The 19,142-nt window shown below is 67.1% G+C and carries 22 protein-coding genes; 12 read left to right on the top strand and 10 right to left on the bottom strand.

Annotation, left to right across the window (positions count from 1 at the left end; all coding sequences use genetic code 11):
* Positions 1-82 precede the first annotated feature (82 nt).
* From A5695_RS26480 to A5695_RS26455, 6 genes are read right to left on the bottom strand one after another with little or no spacing between them, the layout of a single operon-like run.
* Positions 83-1,252, bottom strand: a complete 1,170-nt coding sequence (locus tag A5695_RS26480) for a lipid-transfer protein (protein WP_068089686.1) — start codon at positions 1,250-1,252, stop codon at positions 83-85.
* Entirely contained in the window at positions 1,253-1,654 is a 402-nt protein-coding gene (locus A5695_RS26475) for a MaoC family dehydratase (RefSeq protein ID WP_068089807.1), read from the bottom strand. It abuts the gene before it with no gap.
* A complete protein-coding gene (locus A5695_RS26470) occupies positions 1,651-2,601 on the bottom strand; it encodes a bifunctional MaoC family dehydratase N-terminal/OB-fold nucleic acid binding domain-containing protein (RefSeq protein ID WP_068089684.1) in 951 nt (316 codons plus the stop codon). The genes A5695_RS26475 and A5695_RS26470 overlap by 4 nt, the downstream gene beginning before the upstream one ends.
* Complete coding sequence (fadE29, locus tag A5695_RS26465) at positions 2,598-3,761, bottom strand: acyl-CoA dehydrogenase FadE29 (protein ID WP_068089682.1); 1,164 nt, start codon at positions 3,759-3,761, stop codon at positions 2,598-2,600. The genes A5695_RS26470 and fadE29 overlap by 4 nt, the downstream gene beginning before the upstream one ends.
* Positions 3,752-4,834: an acyl-CoA dehydrogenase family protein gene (locus A5695_RS26460; protein ID WP_068089680.1), complete on the bottom strand. Its 1,083-nt coding sequence runs from the start codon at positions 4,832-4,834 to the stop codon at positions 3,752-3,754. The genes fadE29 and A5695_RS26460 overlap by 10 nt, the downstream gene beginning before the upstream one ends.
* The gene (locus A5695_RS26455) at positions 4,834-6,084 is read right to left on the bottom strand and encodes a cytochrome P450 (protein WP_068089678.1); all 1,251 of its coding nucleotides are present in this window, start codon (positions 6,082-6,084) and stop codon (positions 4,834-4,836) included. Before A5695_RS26455 ends, A5695_RS26460 begins: the two co-directional genes overlap by 1 nt.
* Positions 6,085-6,207: 123 nt before the next feature.
* Between A5695_RS26455 and A5695_RS26450 the strand changes: the two genes are divergently transcribed.
* From A5695_RS26450 to A5695_RS26430, 5 genes are all read left to right on the top strand, one after another.
* Positions 6,208-7,383, top strand: a complete 1,176-nt coding sequence (locus tag A5695_RS26450; RefSeq protein WP_068089676.1) for a steroid 3-ketoacyl-CoA thiolase — start codon at positions 6,208-6,210, stop codon at positions 7,381-7,383.
* 7 nt (positions 7,384-7,390) lie between these two features.
* Positions 7,391-7,783 carry a hypothetical protein gene (locus tag A5695_RS26445; RefSeq protein ID WP_068089674.1) on the top strand — a complete coding sequence of 131 codons (393 nt, stop codon included), beginning with the start codon at positions 7,391-7,393 and terminating at the stop codon, positions 7,781-7,783.
* A 54-nt stretch (positions 7,784-7,837) separates the two neighbouring features.
* Complete coding sequence (locus A5695_RS26440; RefSeq protein ID WP_068089805.1) at positions 7,838-8,290, top strand: nitroreductase family deazaflavin-dependent oxidoreductase; 453 nt, start codon at positions 7,838-7,840, stop codon at positions 8,288-8,290.
* A complete protein-coding gene (locus A5695_RS26435; protein ID WP_231974990.1) occupies positions 8,214-8,537 on the top strand; it encodes a nitroreductase/quinone reductase family protein in 324 nt (107 codons plus the stop codon). The genes A5695_RS26440 and A5695_RS26435 overlap by 77 nt, the downstream gene beginning before the upstream one ends.
* Positions 8,538-8,678: 141 nt before the next feature.
* Positions 8,679-9,869 (top strand): cytochrome P450, encoded by a 1,191-nt coding sequence (locus A5695_RS26430; protein WP_068089672.1) that lies wholly within the window; start codon positions 8,679-8,681, stop codon positions 9,867-9,869.
* 100 nt (positions 9,870-9,969) lie between these two features.
* Here A5695_RS26430 and A5695_RS26425 read toward each other — a convergent pair whose 3' ends face one another.
* Together A5695_RS26425 and A5695_RS26420 are read right to left on the bottom strand one after the other, a co-directional pair.
* Entirely contained in the window at positions 9,970-10,875 is a 906-nt protein-coding gene (locus A5695_RS26425; protein ID WP_068089670.1) for an SDR family oxidoreductase, read from the bottom strand.
* Between the two features lie 14 nt (positions 10,876-10,889).
* Complete coding sequence (locus tag A5695_RS26420; protein ID WP_197515628.1) at positions 10,890-11,675, bottom strand: SDR family oxidoreductase; 786 nt, start codon at positions 11,673-11,675, stop codon at positions 10,890-10,892.
* A 59-nt stretch (positions 11,676-11,734) separates the two neighbouring features.
* Here A5695_RS26420 and echA20 point away from each other — a divergent pair, with 59 nt between their 5' ends.
* The 7 genes from echA20 (at position 11,735) to A5695_RS26385 (ending at position 17,232) form a co-directional block, all read left to right on the top strand.
* Entirely contained in the window at positions 11,735-12,493 is a 759-nt protein-coding gene (gene echA20 / locus A5695_RS26415) for a (7aS)-7a-methyl-1,5-dioxo-2,3,5,6,7,7a-hexahydro-1H-indene-carboxyl-CoA hydrolase (RefSeq protein WP_068089664.1), read from the top strand.
* Positions 12,490-13,374 carry a cholesterol ring-cleaving hydrolase subunit IpdA gene (gene ipdA / locus A5695_RS26410; RefSeq protein ID WP_068089661.1) on the top strand — a complete coding sequence of 295 codons (885 nt, stop codon included), beginning with the start codon at positions 12,490-12,492 and terminating at the stop codon, positions 13,372-13,374. Before echA20 ends, ipdA begins: the two co-directional genes overlap by 4 nt.
* Positions 13,371-14,114 (top strand): cholesterol ring-cleaving hydrolase subunit IpdB, encoded by a 744-nt coding sequence (gene ipdB, locus A5695_RS26405; protein WP_068089658.1) that lies wholly within the window; start codon positions 13,371-13,373, stop codon positions 14,112-14,114. Before ipdA ends, ipdB begins: the two co-directional genes overlap by 4 nt.
* 109 nt (positions 14,115-14,223) lie before the next feature.
* Positions 14,224-15,309: a (3aS,4S,5R,7aS)-5-hydroxy-7a-methyl-1-oxo-octahydro-1H-indene-4-carboxyl-CoA dehydrogenase gene (gene ipdC, locus A5695_RS26400; RefSeq protein ID WP_068089655.1), complete on the top strand. Its 1,086-nt coding sequence runs from the start codon at positions 14,224-14,226 to the stop codon at positions 15,307-15,309.
* Positions 15,310-15,351: 42 nt separating this feature from the next.
* Complete coding sequence (locus A5695_RS26395) at positions 15,352-15,774, top strand: nitroreductase family deazaflavin-dependent oxidoreductase (protein WP_082946321.1); 423 nt, start codon at positions 15,352-15,354, stop codon at positions 15,772-15,774.
* 73 nt (positions 15,775-15,847) lie between these two features.
* The gene (locus A5695_RS26390) at positions 15,848-16,495 is read left to right on the top strand and encodes a SatD family protein (RefSeq protein WP_068089652.1); all 648 of its coding nucleotides are present in this window, start codon (positions 15,848-15,850) and stop codon (positions 16,493-16,495) included.
* Entirely contained in the window at positions 16,492-17,232 is a 741-nt protein-coding gene (locus tag A5695_RS26385) for a hypothetical protein (RefSeq protein WP_068089649.1), read from the top strand. Before A5695_RS26390 ends, A5695_RS26385 begins: the two co-directional genes overlap by 4 nt.
* An 85-nt stretch (positions 17,233-17,317) precedes the next feature.
* Here the strand turns inward: A5695_RS26385 and fadA6 are convergent, their stop codons facing one another.
* Both fadA6 and kstR2 read right to left on the bottom strand, forming a co-directional pair.
* Positions 17,318-18,478 carry a steroid 3-ketoacyl-CoA thiolase FadA6 gene (gene fadA6, locus A5695_RS26380; protein WP_068089647.1) on the bottom strand — a complete coding sequence of 387 codons (1,161 nt, stop codon included), beginning with the start codon at positions 18,476-18,478 and terminating at the stop codon, positions 17,318-17,320.
* A 51-nt stretch (positions 18,479-18,529) separates the two neighbouring features.
* Positions 18,530-19,132: a TetR family transcriptional regulator KstR2 gene (kstR2, locus tag A5695_RS26375; RefSeq protein WP_156749866.1), complete on the bottom strand. Its 603-nt coding sequence runs from the start codon at positions 19,130-19,132 to the stop codon at positions 18,530-18,532.
* Positions 19,133-19,142: the final 10 nt, after the last annotated feature.

The raw sequence follows: 19,142 nt of genomic DNA, 5'->3' as shown, positions 1-19,142 counted from the left end.
CGAGTGCCCGGCTGGCCGGGCCGCAGCTGCTGAGTGCCCGACCAGCCGGGCACTCGGCGCAGAGAGGAGGACGTAGCGAGCGCTAACCGAGGATGAGGCCCGACGTGGGCACGCCGGTTCCCGCGGTGACGAGGACGTGCTCGACATCCGGGACCGGGTTAACCGAGGTCCCACGCAATTGCCGCACACCCTCGGCGATGCCGTTCATGCCGTGGATATAGGCCTCGCCGAGCTGGCCACCGTGCGTGTTGATGGGCAGCCGGCCACCGACCTCGATCGCGCCGTCGGCGATGAAGTCCTTGGCCTCGCCCTTGCCGCAGAATCCCAACTCCTCCAACTGAATCAGCGTGAAGGGGGTGAAGTGGTCGTAAAGGATGGCGGTCTGGATGTCCGACGGCGAAAGACCGGACTGCTGCCACAGCTGCTGCCCCACCACACCCATCTCGGGTAGGCCCAGTTCCGGTCGGTAGTAGCTGACCATCGTGTACTGGTCCGGGCTCGAACCCTGTGACGCGGCCTCGATGACGGCCGGCCGCTGCTTGAGGTCTCGGGCGCGCTCAGGTGAGGTCACCACGATCGCCACCGCGCCGTCGGTCTCCTGGCAGCAGTCCAGCAGCCGCAGCGGCTCGGCGATCCACCGCGAATTCTGGTGGTCCTCAATGGTTATCGGCTTCTCGTAGAAGTACGCATTAGGGTTCTTGGCGGCGTGCTTGCGGTCGGCCACCGAGATGACGCCGAAGTCGCGACTGGTCGCACCGGACAGGTGCATGTAGCGCCGCGCGATCATGGCGACCTGGGCGGCCGGTGTGGACAGGCCGTGCGGGTAGGAGAACGAATTGTCGGCCGCCGTCGAATCCGCCTGCGCGCGGGCGTCTCCCGCCAGCCGGGTCTGCACCTGACCGAACCGCATGCCCGACCGCTCGTTGAACGCCCGGTATGCGACGACAACGTCGGCCACCCCCGTCGCGACGGCCATCGCGGCATGCTGAACGGTCCCGCACGCGGCACCGCCGCCATAATGGGTCTGGGCAAAGAACTTCAGCTCGCCGATGCCGGCGGCCCGCGCGACGGCGATCTCCTTGTTGGTGTCCATCGTGAAGGTGGTGAGCCCGTCGACGTCCGACGGCGAAAGGCCGGCGTCGTCCAAAGCGTCCAGCACGGCCTCGGCCGCCAGACGCAATTCGCTTCGACCAGAGTCCTTCGAGAAGTCGGTGGCGCCGATGCCGACGATCGCAGCCTTGCCCGCCAACATCTAAGCGTCTCCCATCGTCAACGTCACGGTCGCGATGACGTGATCGCCAAGGCTGTTGCGGCCGAACACCTTCACGGTGATCAGACCGGCCTGTACGGCGGTCACCTCGCCGGAGAAGGTGACGGTGTCATACGCGTACCACGGCACCCCGAGCCGCAACCCGATGGACTTGATCAGCGCCGACGGGCCGGCCCAGTCGGTGACGTAGCGCTGCACCAGACCGGTGTCGGTGAGGATGTTGACGAAGATGTCCTTCGACCCTTTGGCCTGCGCCAAGTCACGGTCGTGGTGGACATCTTGGAAGTCGCGGGTGGCGATGGCGGTCGAGATGATGAACGTGGGGTCGCCGTAGATCTTGAGCTCGGGCAGCGTGGTACCCACTTCGATGGCCGGCGCGCTCATGCCCGGGGCTCCCAGGCGTAGAGGGTCCACTCCGGGCCGGTGTCACTGGCAGGGAAGTCGATATACGTTGCGCGCACGGGCATTCCGATCCTCACCTCGGCCGGGTCCGCGCCCCGCAGCTCGCCCAGCATCCGCACGCCCTCCTCGAGCTCGACCAGGGCAATGACGAAGGGCAGTGCGCGGCCGGGCACCTTCGGGGCGTGGTGCACGACGAAGCTGAACACCTCACCGCGGCCGCTGGCCACGACGTAGTCGATCGGCGCTGCTTTGTCCTGCCACACCGCGGGCACCGGCGGGTGCTGCAGGGTACCGTCGGGCCGCCGCTGGATCCGCAGCTCGTGCGCCCTGACGCCTTCCCAGAAGAAGGCAGTGTCCCGCGAAGACGCGGGGCGCATCATGGCATCGGGATCCAGGTCCTCGGGCACCGCGGGCCCGGACGCGGCCTCCCGAGGCTTGAATTTCAGCATGCGCCAGTCCATCTCGGCGACGTCCTCGTCGCCCACCCGCCAGATGGTGTGTTGGTTGATGAAGTAGCCCTCGCCCAAACCGGTCTGCTTGGGCCCGATCACGTCACCCATCTCCGAGGTGATGCTGACCTGCTCGCCGGGCCTCAGGTAACGGTGATAGGTCTGTTCGCAGTTGGTGGCGACGACGCCGATGTAGCCGGCGTTGTCGAACAGCTCCATGATGGGGCCCATCGGGTCGTCCTTCGGACGCTCCCCACCCAGGCCGAACATGGTCCAGACCTGAATCATGGCCGGCGGGGCCACGATTCCCGGATGACCGGCGGCCCGGGCCGCGGCCTCGTCGACGTAGATGGGATTGCGGTCGCCGATGGCCTCCACCCAGTTGTTGACCATCGGCTGGTTCACCGGGTCGCGGCCGGCGCGCGGCTTGGGGCCACCGGCCGCCTTGATCTCCGCGACGGCTTCGTCGATGTCGGTCATCGGGGCACCCTCGGCACTTTGAGGCCCGCCGCCGCGATCATTTCTCGCATGACTTCGTTGACGCCCCCACCGAAGGTGATGACCAGGTTGCGCTTGGTTTGTGAATCCAGCCAGTTGAGCAGTTCGGCGGTGTCGGAGTCGGCGGGGTTGCCGTACTTGCCGACGATCTCCTCCGCGAGCCGACCGATGTATTGGATACGCTCGGTGCCAAAGACTTTCGTCGCCGCCGCATCCGCCATGTTGATGTCTTCACCGGCGGCGGCGACCTGCCAGTTAAGCAGCTCGTTGATCCGCCACATGGCGTGGATCTCGCCGAGCGCCCGCTTCACGTCTTGGTGGTCGATCGGGGTGATCCCGTCGCTGCCCGGCTTGGACGCCCAGGCGTGCAACCGATCGTAGATGCCGGCGGTGCGGCCCGCGGGGCCGAGCATGACCCGCTCGTTGTTGAGCTGGGTGGTGATCAACCGCCACCCGCCGTTCTCCTCGCCGACCAGCATGTCGGCCGGCACCCGCACGTCGTTGTAATAGGTGGCGTTGGTGTGGTGGGCGCCGTCGGACAGGATGATCGGCGTCCAGGAGTAGCCGGGATCCTTGGTGTCGACGATCAGGATCGAGATGCCCTTGTGCTTCACGGCTTCCGGGTCGGTGCGGCAGGCCAGCCAGATGTAGTCGGCGTCGTGCGCCCCGGTGGTGAAGACCTTCTGGCCGTTGACGATGTACTCGTCGCCCTGGCGCACCGCGGTGGTCCGCAACGACGCCAGGTCGGTGCCCGCCTCGGGCTCCGTGTAGCCGATCGCGAAATGGACCTCGCCCGCCAGGATCGCCGGCAGGAACTTCTTCTTCTGCGCCTCGCTGCCGAACTGCTGCAGCGTCGGACCGACGGTCTGCAGCGTGACCGCGGGTAGCGGAACGTCGGCCCGATGCGCCTCGTTGACGAAGATCGACTGCTCGATGGGGCCGAAGCCCAAGCCGCCGAACTCCTTTGGCCACCCCACCCCGAGCTTGCCGTCGCGGCCCATCCGCCGGATCACCGCGCGGTAGGCCTCGTTGTGCCGGTCCTGCTCCATCGCCTTCATCTCGTCGGACGAGATCAGGTTCGAAAAGTACTCCCGCAGCTCCGCTTGCAGCTGGCGCTGCTCAGGAGTGAGGTCTATGAACATTGCGCTCCCACCAAGTCGAGCCGATGAGAAGAACCGCCCAGCAGCCTGGACAGGTCCTTGATCGTGGAGTAGTACCGGTGCATCGGGTAGGTGATGTCCATCCCCATGCCGCCGTGTAGATGATGGCAGGTCTGCATGACCGGCGGCGCCTGCGAGGTGATCCAATATCCGAGGACGTCGAGGTCGCTATCGGCGTCCCGTCCCTCGGACAGCCGCCACACCACCGACTTGGCCGCCAGATCGATGGTGCGCGAGGCGATGTAGACCTCGGCGAGCTGCGCGGCCACCGTCTGAAACGTGGACAGCGGCTTGCCGAACTGCTTGCGGTTGGCCACGTAATCCGCGGTCAGGCGCAGCGCCCCGGCCACCAGCCCGTCGGCGTAGGCGCCGACGGCCGCCAACGCGAGCTGGTTGACCCGATGCGCCTGGGCGCCGGCCAGCACGTCGGAGTCGCCGACGGCGACGTCGGCGAACGTGACGGTGTACTCGTCCGCACCGTTCGATGTCGGCGTCTTGACCAGCGCCACGCCGTCGGCCTTCGGTGACACCACCACCACGGCGTTGTCGGCGGTCACGACGACCCAGTCGGCCGATTCGGCATACGGCACAGCAACTTTGGTTCCCGACAGCCGGCCATTGGCGAAGGTGGTCGACGGCCGATCGGGCAACGCGGTACCCGGCTCGTTGAGCGCGGCGGTCAGTACCCCGCCTTTGGCTCCGTTGATCAAGCCGGCCAGGAAGCGATCCTGCTGTTGGTCGGACGCCAGGTCAAGCAGCGGCATCACGCCGTAACCGAGCGTGGCCAGCGCCGGCGTGATGGCGCCGTGGCGGCCGATCTCGGTGAGCACTGTGGCGACCTCGGGCAGGCCCACACCGTCGCCGCCGAGGCGTTCGGGCACCGGCAGCGCCGTCACGCCGCCGCTGACCAGAGCGTCCCAAATCGGCCCCAATTGGCCCGGCTCCTCCTCGGGCCGGTTACCGGCCCGCATTGTCGCCGAGCCGAAGTCCCGGTCCAGAACCGACGACACGACATCCGCGACGGCTTGTTGCGTCGCAGTGAGATTGAAGTCCATCAGGACGTCACCGCGGCCTTGCCGGTGTAGTCCACCTGCCAATGCTTGATGCCGTTGAGCCAGCCCGACCGCAGCCGCTCGGGCTCGCCGATCGGCTTGAGGTCCGGCATGTGATCGGCGACCGCGTTGAAGATCAGGTTGATGGTCATGCGGGCCAGGTTCGCGCCGATGCAGTAGTGGGCGCCGGTCCCGCCGAAGCCGACATGCGGATTAGGGTCGCGCAGGATGTTGAAGGTGTGCGGGTCCTCGAAGACCTCTTCGTCGAAGTTGGCCGACCGGTAGGACATCACCACCCGCTGCCCCTTCTTGATTCGCACGCCGGCCAACTCGGTGTCCTCGTTGGCGGTCCGCTGGAACGCCGAGACCGGGGTGGCCCACCGGATGATCTCGTCGGCCGCGGTCGACGGGCGCTCCCTCTTGAAGAGCTCCCATTGATCCGGGTTGTTGGCCATCGCGATCATGCCATGGGTGATCGAGTTGCGGGTGGTCTCGTTGCCCGCCACCGCCAGCATCACCACGAAGAAACCGAACTCGTCGTCGGAGAGCTTCTCGCCGTCGATGTCGGCCTGGACGAGGGTGGTGACGATGTCGTCGGTGGGGTTTTTGTTCCGCTCCGCGGCCATCGCCATGGCGTAGGTGATCAGTTCCATCGACGACTGCGCGGGATCGACGTCGGCGTACTCGGGGTCGGTGCCACCGGTCATCTCGTTGGACCAGCGGAACAGCTTGTCGCGATCCTCCTGGGGAACACCGAGCAGGCCCGCGATGGCCTGCAACGGCAGCTCGCACGAGACCTGCTCGACGAAGTCGCCGCTACCCTCGTTTGCCGCCGTCTTGGCAATGTTCTGGGCGCGCTGGGCCAACTCGGCTTCCAGCCGTCCGATGGCCCGGGGCGTGAACCCGCGCGAGATGATCTTGCGCAGCCGGGTGTGGTGGGGTGCGTCCATGTTGAGCATGACGCTGCGCTGCAGCTCGACCTGCTCGCGCTTCATCTCCGGCGGCCACGTGGGGATGGCGCCGTTCATCCAGCTCGAGAAGATGTCGCTGCGCTTGGACACCTCCTTGACGTCGGCGTGCTTGGTGACGAGCCAATATCCGTGGTCCTCGAACCCACCCGCACCATTGGGAATGTCGACCCAGTGGATGGGCTCCGCCTTGCGCAACTCGGCGAGTTCCGCGACGGGCAGCCCGGCGAGGTTGACGTCTGGGTCGAGAAAGTCGAAGTCAGCGGGAATGTTGGGGGGTGCCATGATGTGATGCGCTCCTCAATTGCAACGTGTTCTAGTGCCAGTAAAACACGGCTCCTAGGCAGATAAAAGGCAGGTCACCATCCTCGCTTGTCAGAGTAATGAAACGTGTTCTAGCCTGACGGAATGGGTAACCCGGTAATCGTCGAAGCCACCCGCAGCCCGATCGGCAAGCGCAACGGATGGCTGTCAGGGCTGCACGCCACGGAGCTGCTCGGGGCGGTGCAGAAGGCACTGGTTGAGAAGGCCGGCAGCAATTCCGGCTTTGAAGCCGGTCAAGTCGAACAGGTCATCGGCGGCTGCGTGACGCAATTCGGCGAGCAGTCCAACAACATCAGCCGGGTCAGCTGGTTGGTCGCCGGGTTGCCGGACCACGTTGGGGCGATGACCGTGGACTGCCAGTGTGGCAGCGGCCAGCAGGCCAACGGCCTGGTCGCCGGCCTGATCGCGGCGGGCGCCATCGACATCGGCATCGCCTGCGGAATCGAGGCCATGAGCCGCGTCGGACTCGGCGCCAACGCCGGCCCCGACCGCAGCATCCTGCGCCCCGCGTCGTGGGACATCGACCTGCCCGACCAGTTCACCGCGGCCGAGCGAATCGCCAAGCGGCGAGGCATCACCCGCGACGACATCGACGAGTTCGGCTACCAGTCCCAGGCCAAGGCGAAGCAGGCGTGGGAGGAGGGCCGGTTCGATCGCGAGATCTCCCCGATCGAGGCGCCGGCCCTGGACGAGAACAAGCAACCGACGTCCGAACGGGTCACCATCTCCCGTGACCAGGGCCTGCGCGAGACCACCCTTTCCGGGCTGAGCTCCCTGAAGCCGGTCCTCGAGGGCGGCATCCACACGGCGGGAACGTCGTCGCAGATTTCCGACGGGGCCGCGGCCGTGCTGTGGATGGACGAAGACAAGGCCAAGGCGCTCGGGCTGCGGCCGCGGGCGCGGATCGTCAGTCAGGCGCTGGTCGGCGCCGAGCCCTACTACCACCTCGACGGCCCCGTGCAGTCCACCGCCAAGGTGCTGGAGAAGGCCGGCATGAAGATGGGTGACATCGACATCACCGAGATCAACGAGGCGTTCGCCTCGGTCGTGCTGTCCTGGGCGCGGGTGCACAACCCCGACATGGACAAGGTGAACGTCAACGGCGGGGCGATCGCGTTGGGCCACCCGGTCGGCAGCACCGGCAGCCGGCTGATCACCACCGCGCTGCACGAGCTGGAGCGCACCGACCAGAGCACCGCGCTGATCACCATGTGTGCGGGCGGTGCCCTGTCGACCGGCACCATCATCGAACGCATCTAGCCTCTCGGTGCTCGTCTGCGAAGAGAGCCGCATCGCCGCGGCACAGTCCTACATCGACGCGCTCGTCAGCCATGACGGCGACTCCGTTCCGTTCGCCGCCCGGTGCACACGCGTCGAGCAGGGGATCAAGAACGGCTTCTCCGGAAACCACTTGCGCCGTAGCATGAACCGCGGTCCGCAGTACCGATTTCTCGCGGACACGACACCGCCGGACTACCGGATCGACGGGGACCGGGTGCACGCGGTGTACACCGTGCTGACCAAGGCGGCGTTGGGCGCCCGCCGGCTGGCCGCACGAGTCGACGAGACGTTCGTGATTCCAGCCGAAAGCTCAAGCGGCAAGGCCGAAATCCATCACATCGAGGTTCGCTTCCGACCGTTCATCCAGCAGCGGCGGTAACGACGCATCCCGCCAGAGCGGGTGCGGAGGCGCCGGCCAGACCAGAGGAGCATGATGCCCAAACCGAAGCCACGCTCTTTGAACGCGCCCTGGGTCGGTTTCATCATCAAATGGATGGCCAAGGGCAACACGTGGATCTACCGACGCAGCAACGGGAAATTGGGCGGCACCTTCGGCAACGCGCCCGTCGCGCTGCTCACCACGACCGGCCGCAAGAGCGGTGAACCGCGGGTCAGCCCGCTGTTATACCTGCGCGAGGGAAACCGGGTGGTCCTGGTCGCGTCGAAGGGCGGTAGCGACAAGAACCCGCTGTGGTACCTCAACCTCAAGGCCAATCCAGCAGTTTCCGTTCAGATCAAGGACGAGGTGCTGCAGCTGCAGGCCCGTGACGCCACCGAGGCCGAGCGCGCGGAGTACTGGCCGAAGCTCGATGCCATGTACCCGTCGTTCGGCGACTACCGGTCGTGGACGGACCGCGTCATCCCCATCGTCATCTGCGATCCCTGACGTTTCCCCGCCCCTGGGCCCCGGGATCATCCTGGGCGAGACGGGAAAGTGGATCCGCAACTCCCGCCCGATCGGGCTGCTGCTGGATTTCTTCGCGCGCATCCACATCTGGGTGTACCGCCCAACCGACGGCCGGATCGGCGTGAAACTGGTGCGCTTTCCCGCCGGGCTGCTGACGACCACCGGACGCAAGTCGGACCGGCCGCGGACCACTGCGACCCTCGACCGGCGCGACGCTGGAAGGTGACCGTGCCGGGCTTGTTCGGCGGCCACGACTCAGCATGAGCGAGTCCGCACCGGGCTTGACTGACCATCTCGTCGTGTGTGACGATTTCGTCAGAAATACGCTGTTGCCGTGTCCCCCGGCAGCGCCCGGTGAGGAGATCCGATGCGTCGCAGGTCGGCCGGTGTCCCGGCATACACGCTAGACATCTACTCCACCGACGCAATCCTGGATCCATACCCGCACTACAAGCGCCTGCGGGAGCTGGGGCCAGTGGTCTGGCTGGCCAAGCAGAAGGCTTACGCGCTCCCCCGCTACGCCGACTGCAAGGCCACCCTGCGGGACGACAAGACGTTCGCGTCGGGCAGGGGTGTCTCCCTGAACCCGATCACCAACCGCTTGTCGCGAGGCACGACCCTGAATAGCGACGGCGACGAGCACGATCAACGTCGTAAATTGGTCGCGCACCGGCTGTTGCCGCGCGTGCTACGCGCGATCAGCGACAGCGTGGACGCTACCGCCGCCGCGGTCGTCGACGCAGCGCTAGTCCAGGGCACGGTCGATGGGGTGAATGACCTGGCGGCCGCCCTACCGCTGGCGGTGGTACCTGACCTCATCGGTTGGCCGCGGGATCACCGTGATCGCCTGATCGAGTGGGGCGGGGCCACTTTCGATGTGCTCGGTCCGCTGAACTGGCAAGCGATTAAATCGATGCCCCGAGCGCTGCAAATGCTGCGGTTCGCGCGCCGGGTGGTTCGCCAGCGCGCCGTTCTCGAGGGCAGCATGGCACACGAGCTTCTGATTGCCGCCGACGAAGGAAAGCTGTCGCATCGCGAATGCCCACCACTGATGGTCGACTATCTCGCACCGTCGATAGACACGACCATGAGCGCCATCTCCAACGCGTTGCATTTGTTCGCCAGCCATCCCGAGCAATGGCGACTCCTCAAAGAGGACCCGGCCCTCATGGCGAACGCCGTCAATGAGGTGATCCGGTACGAGCCACCGCTTCGTGCGTTCGCGCGCTGGGTGGGCCGACAGGCCGACATTTCCGGCGCGGCGATGCCACCCGGTGCTCGCGTCCTCGTGATGTACGCCTCGGCCAACCGAGACGAACGCGAGTGGGAGGAACCCGAGGTCTTCGACATCCGCCGCGACGCCACCCGTCAAATCGGCTTTGGACAGGGAGCGCATGCCTGCGCCGGCCAAGGGCTGGCGCGATTGGAAACGACAGCCATGCTGCGCGCGCTGATTGAACGCGTCGACCGCATCGAGGTCACCGGCACCCCGAAATGGGCGATCAACAACATCATCCGCCGCCACCAAGCCCTGCCACTCAAGCTGATTCCAGCATGACTCCCCGGTGCGTGCCCGCCGAAAACCGCCTCAGCTCAAAGCCACTCGACGGATGTCGCCTGTGCTGCTTGCCCCCGCATCCGGTTGTCCGATAGGTGACTCAGGCACCGTAGACCGGGACCGGCGGACGCGCCTTGGCCAGCAGGTCGGCGACCACGGGTCCCAATTCCGCGGGGTCCCACCGCGCGCCCTTGTCGATCTGCGGCCCGTGCGCCCAACCCTCCGCGACCCGAATTTTGCCGCCCTCGACCTCGAACACCTTCCCGGTGACGTCGCGGGATTCGGCGCTGCCCAGCCACACCACCAGCGGCGAGACGTTCTCGGGCGCCATGGCATCGAAATCCTGGTCCTGCGTTGCCATCATCTCGGCGAAGACCGTCTCGGTCATGCGGGTGCGGGCCGACGGCGCGATGGCGTTGACGGTGACGCCGTAGCGGCCCATCTCCACGGCGGCGACCAGCGTCATCGCCGCGATGCCGGCCTTGGCCGCGCTGTAATTGCCCTGTCCGATGCTGCCCTGCAGGCCGGCAGCCGAACTGGTGTTGATGATTCGCGCGTCGACCGTCTTGCCCTCTTTGGACAGTCCCCGCCAGTACGACGCGGCGTGCCGCATCGTGGCGAAGTGGCCCTTGAGGTGCACGGCGATGACGGCGTCGAACTCCTCCTCGCTGGTGTTGGCCATCATCCTGTCGCGGACGATGCCGGCGTTGTTGACCAGAACATCCAGCCCGCCGAAATGGTCGACCGCGGTGTGGATCAGGGCGGACGCCTCGTTCCAGTCGGCGACGTTGGATCCGTTGGCGACCGCTTCCCCACCGGCGGCGGTGATTTCGTCGACCACGCCCTGGGCGGCGCTGCCGCCACCGGCCGGCGAACCGTCCAGGCCGACGCCGATGTCGTTGACCACCACGCGCGCACCTTCGGCCGCGAAAGCCAGCGCATGCGCGCGACCGATACCGCCGCCCGCTCCCGTGACTATGACGACGCGGCCGTCCACCACTCCCATTCTTCGTGTCTCCTCTACTTGATCGCGCTGGCGTTCGTTGCGGCCAGATAGTGCGGCGGCTCGCCGCCGCCGTGCACTTCGAGCGAGGCGCCACTGATGTAGGACGCCGCATCCGACGCCAGAAACGCTGCGGCCCAGCCGATGTCATCGGGCTTCGCAAGTCGGCCCAGCGGCACGTTCTTCGAGATGGCGGCGATGGACTCGGCGTCACCGTAGAACAGCTCGGATTGCTCGGTCTCGACCATGCCGACCACGCACGCGTTCACCCGGACCTTCGGCCCCCATTCCACCGCCAGGGTCTGCGTGAGGCTTTCCAGCCCGGCCTTGGCCGCCCCGTAGGCGCCGGTACCGGGCGACGGACGTCGACCGGACAGACTGCAGATGTTGATGATCGACCCACCGCGGTCCTGCTGCTGCATCTTGTCGTTCGCGTGTTGCGAAACCGAGAGCGCGCCAATGAGGTTGAGTTCGATGATCTTGCGGTTGAACTTCGCGCTGGACGCCGCGGTCAGCACGTACGGCGAACCGCCCGCATTGTTGACCACGACGTCGAGCCGGCCGTGCTTGTCGACGATGGCGTCGATGAGCGCCTGCACGGCGTCGTCGTCGCGGACGTCGCAGGAATGGAACTCATAGGGCAGGCCCTCGACGGCCCGCCGCGCGCAGGTGATGACGGTTGCGCCCTGCCCGGCGAACACCGAGCTGATGCCGGCGCCCACTCCGCGGACCCCGCCGGTGACCAGAACCACCCGCCCGGCCAGCCCCAAGTTCACGGCGTCGGGTGCTTCGGCGCGAGTCACTGTGCTAGCGTACCAAGCAAGTGCTTGCTTAGGTAGTTACCCCACAAGGAAGTGGCACCTTGCCCATCACATCCAAGACCACCGAACCGGGCATCGTCGCGGTCACCGTCGACTTTCCCCCGGTCAACGCCATCCCGTCCCGCGGCTGGTTCGAACTGGCCGACGCCGTCACGGCCGCCGGCCACGACCCCGAGACCCACGTGGTCATCCTGCGGGCCGAGGGCCGCGGCTTCAACGCCGGGGTCGACATCAAGGAGATGCAGCGCACCGAGGGATTCACCGCGCTCATCGACGCCAACCGCGGTTGTTTTGCCGCTTTTCGCGCCGTCTATGAGTGCGCGGTCCCCGTCGTCGCCGCCGTGAACGGCTTCTGCGTCGGCGGCGGGATCGGCCTGGTCGGCAACTCCGACGTCATCGTGGCCTCCGAGGACGCCACCTTCGGTTTGCCGGAGGTGGAGCGCGGAGCACTCGGCGCGGCCACCCACCTGTCGCGGCTGGTTCCGCAGCACATGATGCGACGGCTGTTCTTCACCGCCGCCACCGTGGACGCCGCCACCCTGCAGCACTTCGGTTCGGTGCACCAGGTGGTGCCGCGCGATCAGCTGGACGAGGCCGCCTTGCGGGTGGCCCGCGACATCGCCGCCAAGGACACCCGGGTCATCCGCGCGGCCAAGGAGGCGCTCAACCTGATCGACGTGCAGCGGGTCAACTCCAGTTACCGCATGGAACAAGGGTTTACGTTCGAGCTCAACCTGGCCGGCGTCGCCGACGAGCACCGCGACGCGTTCGCCGGTACGGCGAAGGGCAAGGACAAGTGACCGACAAGAGAACGACTTTGGACGACGCCGTCGCGCAGCTGCGCAGCGGCATGACGATCGGCATCGGCGGCTGGGGCTCGCGCCGCAAGCCGATGGCGTTCGTGCGCGCGATGCTGCGCTCCGACGTCACGGACCTCACGGTGGTCACCTATGGCGGACCCGACCTGGGGTTGCTGTGCTCGGCCGGCAAGGTCAAGCGCGTCTACTACGGCTTTGTCTCCCTGGACTCCCCGCCGTTCTACGACCCCTGGTTCGCCAAGGCCCGCACCAGCGGCGCCATCGAGGCCCGCGAAATGGACGAGGGCATGCTGCGCTGCGGCCTGCAAGCCGCCGCGCAACGCCTGCCGTTCCTGCCCATCCGCGCCGGGCTCGGCAGCTCGGTCCCCGACTTTTGGGAAGGCGAGTTGCAGACGGTGACCAGCCCGTACCCCGCCCCCGAAGGCGGGCACGAGACGCTGATCGCCATGCCGGCGCTGCGCCTGGACGCGGCCTTCGTGCACCTCAATCTCGGTGACAGCCGCGGCAATGCGGCGTACACCGGAATCGATCCCTACTTCGACGACCTGTTCCTGATGGCCGCCGACAGGCGCTTCCTGTCGGTGGAGCGCGTCATCCCCACCGAGGAGCTGGTGAAGGCCGTTCCCCCGCAGGCGCTGTTGGTGAACCGGATGATGGTCGACTCCGTGGTGGAAGCGCCTGGCGGCGCCCACTTCACCACCGCCGCACCGGATTACGGTCGCGACGAGAAATTCCAGCGGCATTACGCCGAGGCCGCCTCCACCGAAGAGGGCTGGCGGACCTTCGTTCAGACCTACCTGTCGGGCAGCGAGGACGACTACCGGGCGGCGGTTCGCGCATTCGCAGAGGAGGCGGCCAAGTGAGCACCACCCGCGCCGAAGTGTGCGCCGTCGCGTGCGCCGAACTCTTCAGGGACGCAGGCGAAATCATGGTCAGCCCGATGACGAACATGGCATCGGTGGGCGCGCGGCTGGCGCGATTGACGTTTTCACCGGACATCGTGCTGACCGACGGCGAGGCGCAATTGCTGGCGGACACCCCCGCCCTGGGCAAAACGGGACCCGTCGAGGGCTGGATGCCGTTCGGACGGGTGTTCGAGACGCTGGCCTGGGGTAGGCGGCACGTGGTGATGGGCGCCAATCAGGTTGACCGCTTCGGCAATCAGAACATCTCGGCGTTCGGTCCGCTGCAGCACCCGACCCGCCAGATGTTCGGCCTGCGGGGCGCGCCCGGCAATGCGATCAACCACGCAACCAGTTATTGGGTGGGCAACCATTCGAAGCGGGTGTTCTGCGAGGCGGTCGACGTGGTCTGCGGCATCGGCTGGGACAAGGTGGACCCCGACAACCCGGCGTTCCGCTTCGCCAACACCCACCGGGTCGTGTCCAACCTCGGAGTGTTCGACTTCGGCGGCCCGGACCACACCATGCACGCGGTCTCCCTGCATCCCGGTGTATCCCCCGAGGACGTCCGCGAGGCCACGTCGTTCGAGGTGCATGGCGTGGACGAGGCCGGCGAGACCCGGCTGCCGACGGATGAGGAGCTCCGGCTGATCCGGACGGCTATCGATCCGAAGTCGCTGCGCGACAGGGAAATACGTTGATGCTTATTCCGCCTCTCCCCCGCAAGCGGGTGGTGCCCCCACTGCATCGCTTTGACCCCCTCGCCGCTGCGCGGCTGGGGGTACCCCCACTGCATCGTCGGCGGCGGCGATGAAGCTGCGCACGCCGCTGACCGAGCTGGTCGGCGTCGAGCACCCGGTGGTGCAGACCGGGATGGGGTGGGTGGCCGGCGCGCACCTGGTGGCCGCCACGGCCAACGCGGGCGGGTTGGGCATCCTGGCATCGGCCACCATGACGCTGGACGAATTGGCGACGGCCATCGGCAAGGTCAAGGCGGCCACCGACAAGCCGTTCGGGGTGAACATCCGCGCCGACGCCGCCGATGCCGGCGACCGCGTCGACCTGATGATCCGGGAGGGTGTGAAGGTGGCGTCCTTCGCCCTGGCACCCAAGCAAGAGCTGATCGCGCGGCTGAAAGAGGCCGGCGCGGTGGTGATTCCGTCGATCGGCGCCGCCAAGCACGCAAAGAAGGTCGCGGCCTGGGGTGCCGACGCGATGATCGTGCAGGGCGGCGAGGGTGGTGGACACACCGGACCCGTGGCCACGACGCTGCTGTTGCCGTCGGTGCTGGATGCCGTGCAGGGCACCGGGATCCCGGTGATCGCGGCGGGGGGCTTCTTCGACGGGCGCGGGCTCGCGGCCGCGCTGAGTTACGGGGCCGCCGGCGTGGCGATGGGCACACGCTTCCTGCTGACCTCCGACTCGTCCGTGCCCGACGGGGTCAAGCGGCGCTATTTGGAGGCGGCCCTTGACGGCACGGTGGTCACCACGCGCGTCGACGGCATGCCGCACCGGGTGCTGCGCACCGGTCTGGTCGAGAGGCTCGAAAGCGGTTCGCCGGTAAGGGGCCTCACCGCGGCCGTGCGTAATGCGGCGAAGTTCAAGCACATGTCACAGATGACCTGGCGGTCGATGATCCGCGACGGCCTGGCAATGCGCCACGGCAAGGAGCTGACCTGGTCCCAGGTGGTGATGGCGGCCAACACCCCGATGCTGCTGAAGGCCGGACTGGTCGAAGGCAACACCGAGGCCGGGGTGCTCGCCTCCGGCCAGGTGGCCGGCATCCTCGAGGACCTGCCGTCGTGCGCCGAGCTGATCGACTCGGTCGTGCGTGATGCGATCGCGCACCTGAAGGCCGCGTCCGCGCTCGTCGAGGAACCGTCAGCAGTGGACTAAGGACTCTGGTCGTGGCCCGTGACGCGGCGTCACCCTGGATGAATGATGACGTTGGCACCGGGAACCTGGCCCGCTCCGCTTTTGAACGCGGTTCGCACCTCGAACCGATACCTGCTCAACCCGCTCATGCTGCGGCTGGCCGGCCGCAAAAACTGGTATGCGGCGGCGATCGAGCACACCGGACGGCGGTCGGGCAAGGTGTACACCACACCGGTCGTCGCCGAGCGCATCGATGACGGCTTCGTCATCCCGCTGCCCTACGGCACCGACGTGGATTGGTTGCAGAACGTCCGCGCCGCGGGGCGAGCGACCATCTTGTCCCAGGGTGAGCGGTACGAGGTGGGGCACCCCGAGATCATCGACGCGGCCCAGGCCCTGCCCCTGCTGTCGGCTCCCCGACGACGCACCTTCGAACGGGTCGGCATAGAGGGCTACCTCAGGCTGACAGACCAGCCGGCGAACTGAGCAGCGTCGCGCCCGGGTGCGCCCGAATTAAGCATTAACATAAATATCGACTATATGAAGCTATAGTATTCATATGACCAATGTGAAGGCTCAAACTTCACCGTGCGCGACGCTGATCGGCGACGTGGTGGGCTCACGGCGGGCCAGCGACCGCGCCGCCCTGCATCGGCGCGTCGCCGCTGCGTTGCGCCAGGTCGGCCCGGACGCGCTGGACCCGCCGGCCTTCACCGTCGGCGACGAATTCCAAGGCAGCTATCCGACCGTCGGGGCCGCGATCGACGCCGCCCTCAGGCTCCGGCTGGCCGTCGGCCCCGAAATCGATGTCCGGTTCGGCATCGGCTGGGGACAGGTCACCATCCTCGACCCCGAGACGCGAATCCAGGACGGCCCCGGCTGGTGGGCCGGGCGCGAGGCGATCCAGCAGACCGCCCGGGCACAGCGCCAGCCCGGCCTCGCCCTGATCCGCACGACGTTTGCGGCGGCCGAGGGCACCCGTGCCGACGTCGCCGCCGTCAACGCGGCCCTGATTTGTCGGGACCATCTGCTTGGATCGCTGGATGAAAGATCGTTGCGGATTCTGGAGGGCTTGATGACCGGCCGGACCAAAAAGGAGCTTGCCGCGGGCGAAGGCATCAGTCCGTCGGCGGTGTCCCAGCGGGCGGCCCGCGACGGCCTGGACCTGATAGTTCTTGCCAGCCAGTACCTTCGGAGCCTGCCGTGAGCGCCGTGGCGGTCCTGCTGATAGCGCTCGGCGTCGCCGACCTGTGCCGGCACGCGGTGCGCGCGGCGTGGCCCGCGCTGGCGATCGGCCCACTCGTCGTGGTGGTGTGCGCGGCGCTGGCGAAGCTGTGGCTTGCCGGGGACATCGCGCTCCTCGTGATCGCGGCCGCGGCGTCGGTCGACTGGGCGTGGTTGTGTCGGCGCAGCGAGCTGCGGGGCGGGCGGCAGGCCGCGCCCCTGGCCGTGTTCGTGGCCGCGCTGACGCTATTGATCGTGTTGTCCGGGTGGTCTTCGGCGGTCCATGGCCTCGTCGGCCGGTGGTCGGGCTGGGCGCAGCTGCCTCTCAACCACATCACCCCGACGCGGCTGCTGATGGTCGTCGGCGTGGTACTGGTGCAGTTCACCACCGCGAATCAGCTTGTGCGCCTGATACTTCGGGCGGTGGGGGCCGTACGTCCGCTGGGCGAGCCCCAGCCGTCCGACCGGCTCAAGGGCGGACGGCTGCTGGGTCCCATGGAACGCCTGCTGATCCTGAGCCTGGGCGTCGGCGGACAGGTGGCCGCGGCCAGCGCCGTCATCGCCGCCAAGGGCATCATCCGGTTTCCGGAGTTGAGCGCCCAGAAGAACAGCAACGGCGACGTCGGCATCGACGAGGTCACCGAGTATTTCCTGGTGGGCAGCTTCACCAGCTGGCTGCTGGCCCTCGGCGGTATCGCGCTGGTGCTCGCGACGCCGTAGCCGCCGCGCCGAGACTGAAACTATGCACACCCGAATCGGCGTGTCGCGTGCGTCGTTTCAGTGTCGCGATGGGCAGTGCGGGAAATTACAGCCGCTCGATGATGGTGACGTTCGCGGTGCCCCCGCCCTCACACATCGTCTGCAGGCCATAGCGGCCACCGACGCGCTCGAGTTCGTTGAGCATGGTGGCGAACAGCTTGGCGCCGGTGGCGCCCAGCGGGTGACCGAGCGCGATCGCACCGCCGTTGGGGTTGACCTTTTCCGGGTCGGCCTTGATCTCCTTGAGCCAGGCCAAAACCACCGGCGCGAACGCCTCGTTGATCTCGACGGTGTCGATGTCGTCGATGGAGAGGCCAGTCTTTTCCAGTGCGTAGCGGGTGGCCGGGATGGGCCCGGTCAACATGAACACCGGGTCTGCGGCGCGGGCACTGATGTGGTGGATGCGGGCCCGCGGCGTCAGGTTGTGGTCCTTGACCGCCTGCTCGGAAGCCAGCAGCACCGCGCTGGCCCCGTCGGAGATCTGGCTGGCCATCGCCGCCGTCAACCGGCCGCCCTCGACGAGCGTCTTAAGGCCGGCCATCTTCTCCAGCGACGACTCGCGGGGGCCCTCATCGACCCGGAACGGCCCCGATTCCGTTTCAACGGTGATGATTTCGTTGTCGAAGTGACCGGCGCGGATCGCGGCGAACGCGCGCTCATGGCTGGTCAGCGCGTACCGCTCCATCTCCTCGCGCGACAGGTTCCACTTCTCGGCGATCAGCTCCGAGCCGCGGAACTGGGAGATCTCCTGGTCGCCGTACCGGTGCAACCACTGCTTGGACTCGTTGGTCGGCGAGGTGAACCCGAACTGCTCGCCGACCGTCATGGCCGACGAGATCGGGATCTGACTCATGTTCTGCACGCCGCCGGCCACGATCAGGTCGGCGGTACCCGCCATGATCGCCTGCGCCGCAAAGGAAATCGCTTGCTGGCTGGAGCCGCACTGCCGGTCCACCGTAACGCCGGGAACCTCCTCGGGATAACCCGCGGCCAGCCAGGAGAGCCGGGCGATGTTGCCCGCCTGCGCGCCGATGGCGTCGACGCAGCCGGCGATCACGTCCTCGACGGCGGCGGGGTCGACGTCGACGCGGTCGAGCAATCCGCGCCATCCCAGCGCGCCGAGGTCCACGGGGTGTACCCCGGACAGCGTGCCGCCGCGCTTGCCGACCGCGGTGCGTACAGCGTCGATGACGTACGCGTCAGCCATTGTGTCGCTCCTCCTCACTTCGTTCTGCATCGTCGCCGACACGAGCCATTGTCAGACTCCTTCTTTGGTAATTCCACCAAGAACGATGGCGAGGTATTGCTGACCCACCTGCTGAGCGGTGAGCGGTCCGCCGGGTTGATACCAGCGCACCGACACCCAGGTGGTGTCACGAATGAAACGGTAGACGAGGTCGACGTTGAGGTCGGGCTGGAAGTAGCCCTCGTCGATGCCCTGGTTGATCACCTCGACCCACATTTTGCGTTGCTGTCGGTTCATGTCCTCGATGTAGGAGAACCGGGGCTGTGACAACAACCGTTGGGCCTCGTCCTGATAGATGACGACCTGCGCGTGCCGATGTTCGATCGCCTCGAACGAGGCCATGAACAGCCCCTTGAGCCGCTCGAGCGGATTGGCCTCGCTGTCCACGATCTCGCGGTACCGGGCGAACAACCAGTCCAGGAAGCTGCGCAGCAGCTCGTCGACCATCTCCTCTTTGGACGAGAAGTGGTGATACAGGCTGCCAGAGAGGATGCCGGCGCTGTCGGCGATGTCGCGCACCGTGGTGGCGCGCAGGCCGCGCTCGGCGAACATCGTCGCGGCGAGGTCCAACAACTCGGCGCGGCGACTGTTCGCCTGACCTGCCACTCGATCCACCGGGCCAGCA

The sequence above is a fragment of the Mycobacterium sp. E1747 genome (genome assembly GCF_001667775.1).
Classification (GTDB): domain Bacteria; phylum Actinomycetota; class Actinomycetes; order Mycobacteriales; family Mycobacteriaceae; genus Mycobacterium.
This window is presented reverse-complemented; position numbering and strand designations above follow the sequence as displayed.

Bases quoted from the DNA above. Each gene is read 5' to 3' on its own strand.
- A5695_RS26455 (WP_068089678.1), bottom strand. From the start codon at position 6,084: ATGGCACCCCCCAACATTCCCGCTGACTTCGACTTTCTCGACCCAGAC.
- A5695_RS26440 (WP_068089805.1), top strand. From the start codon at position 7,838: ATGCCCAAACCGAAGCCACGCTCTTTGAACGCGCCCTGGGTCGGTTTC.
- A5695_RS26430 (WP_068089672.1), top strand. From the start codon at position 8,679: ATGCGTCGCAGGTCGGCCGGTGTCCCGGCATACACGCTAGACATCTAC.
- A5695_RS26460 (WP_068089680.1), bottom strand. From the start codon at position 4,834: ATGGACTTCAATCTCACTGCGACGCAACAAGCCGTCGCGGATGTCGTG.
- A5695_RS26435 (WP_231974990.1), top strand. From the start codon at position 8,214: ATGCCATGTACCCGTCGTTCGGCGACTACCGGTCGTGGACGGACCGCG.
- A5695_RS26480 (WP_068089686.1), bottom strand. From the start codon at position 1,252: ATGTTGGCGGGCAAGGCTGCGATCGTCGGCATCGGCGCCACCGACTTC.
- fadE29 (WP_068089682.1), bottom strand. From the start codon at position 3,761: ATGTTCATAGACCTCACTCCTGAGCAGCGCCAGCTGCAAGCGGAGCTG.
- A5695_RS26450 (WP_068089676.1), top strand. From the start codon at position 6,208: ATGGGTAACCCGGTAATCGTCGAAGCCACCCGCAGCCCGATCGGCAAG.
- A5695_RS26475 (WP_068089807.1), bottom strand. From the start codon at position 1,654: ATGAGCGCGCCGGCCATCGAAGTGGGTACCACGCTGCCCGAGCTCAAG.
- A5695_RS26395 (WP_082946321.1), top strand. From the start codon at position 15,352: ATGATGACGTTGGCACCGGGAACCTGGCCCGCTCCGCTTTTGAACGCG.
- fadA6 (WP_068089647.1), bottom strand. From the start codon at position 18,478: ATGGCTGACGCGTACGTCATCGACGCTGTACGCACCGCGGTCGGCAAG.
- ipdC (WP_068089655.1), top strand. From the start codon at position 14,224: ATGAAGCTGCGCACGCCGCTGACCGAGCTGGTCGGCGTCGAGCACCCG.
- A5695_RS26390 (WP_068089652.1), top strand. From the start codon at position 15,848: ATGACCAATGTGAAGGCTCAAACTTCACCGTGCGCGACGCTGATCGGC.
- A5695_RS26470 (WP_068089684.1), bottom strand. From the start codon at position 2,601: ATGACCGACATCGACGAAGCCGTCGCGGAGATCAAGGCGGCCGGTGGC.
- A5695_RS26425 (WP_068089670.1), bottom strand. From the start codon at position 10,875: ATGGGAGTGGTGGACGGCCGCGTCGTCATAGTCACGGGAGCGGGCGGC.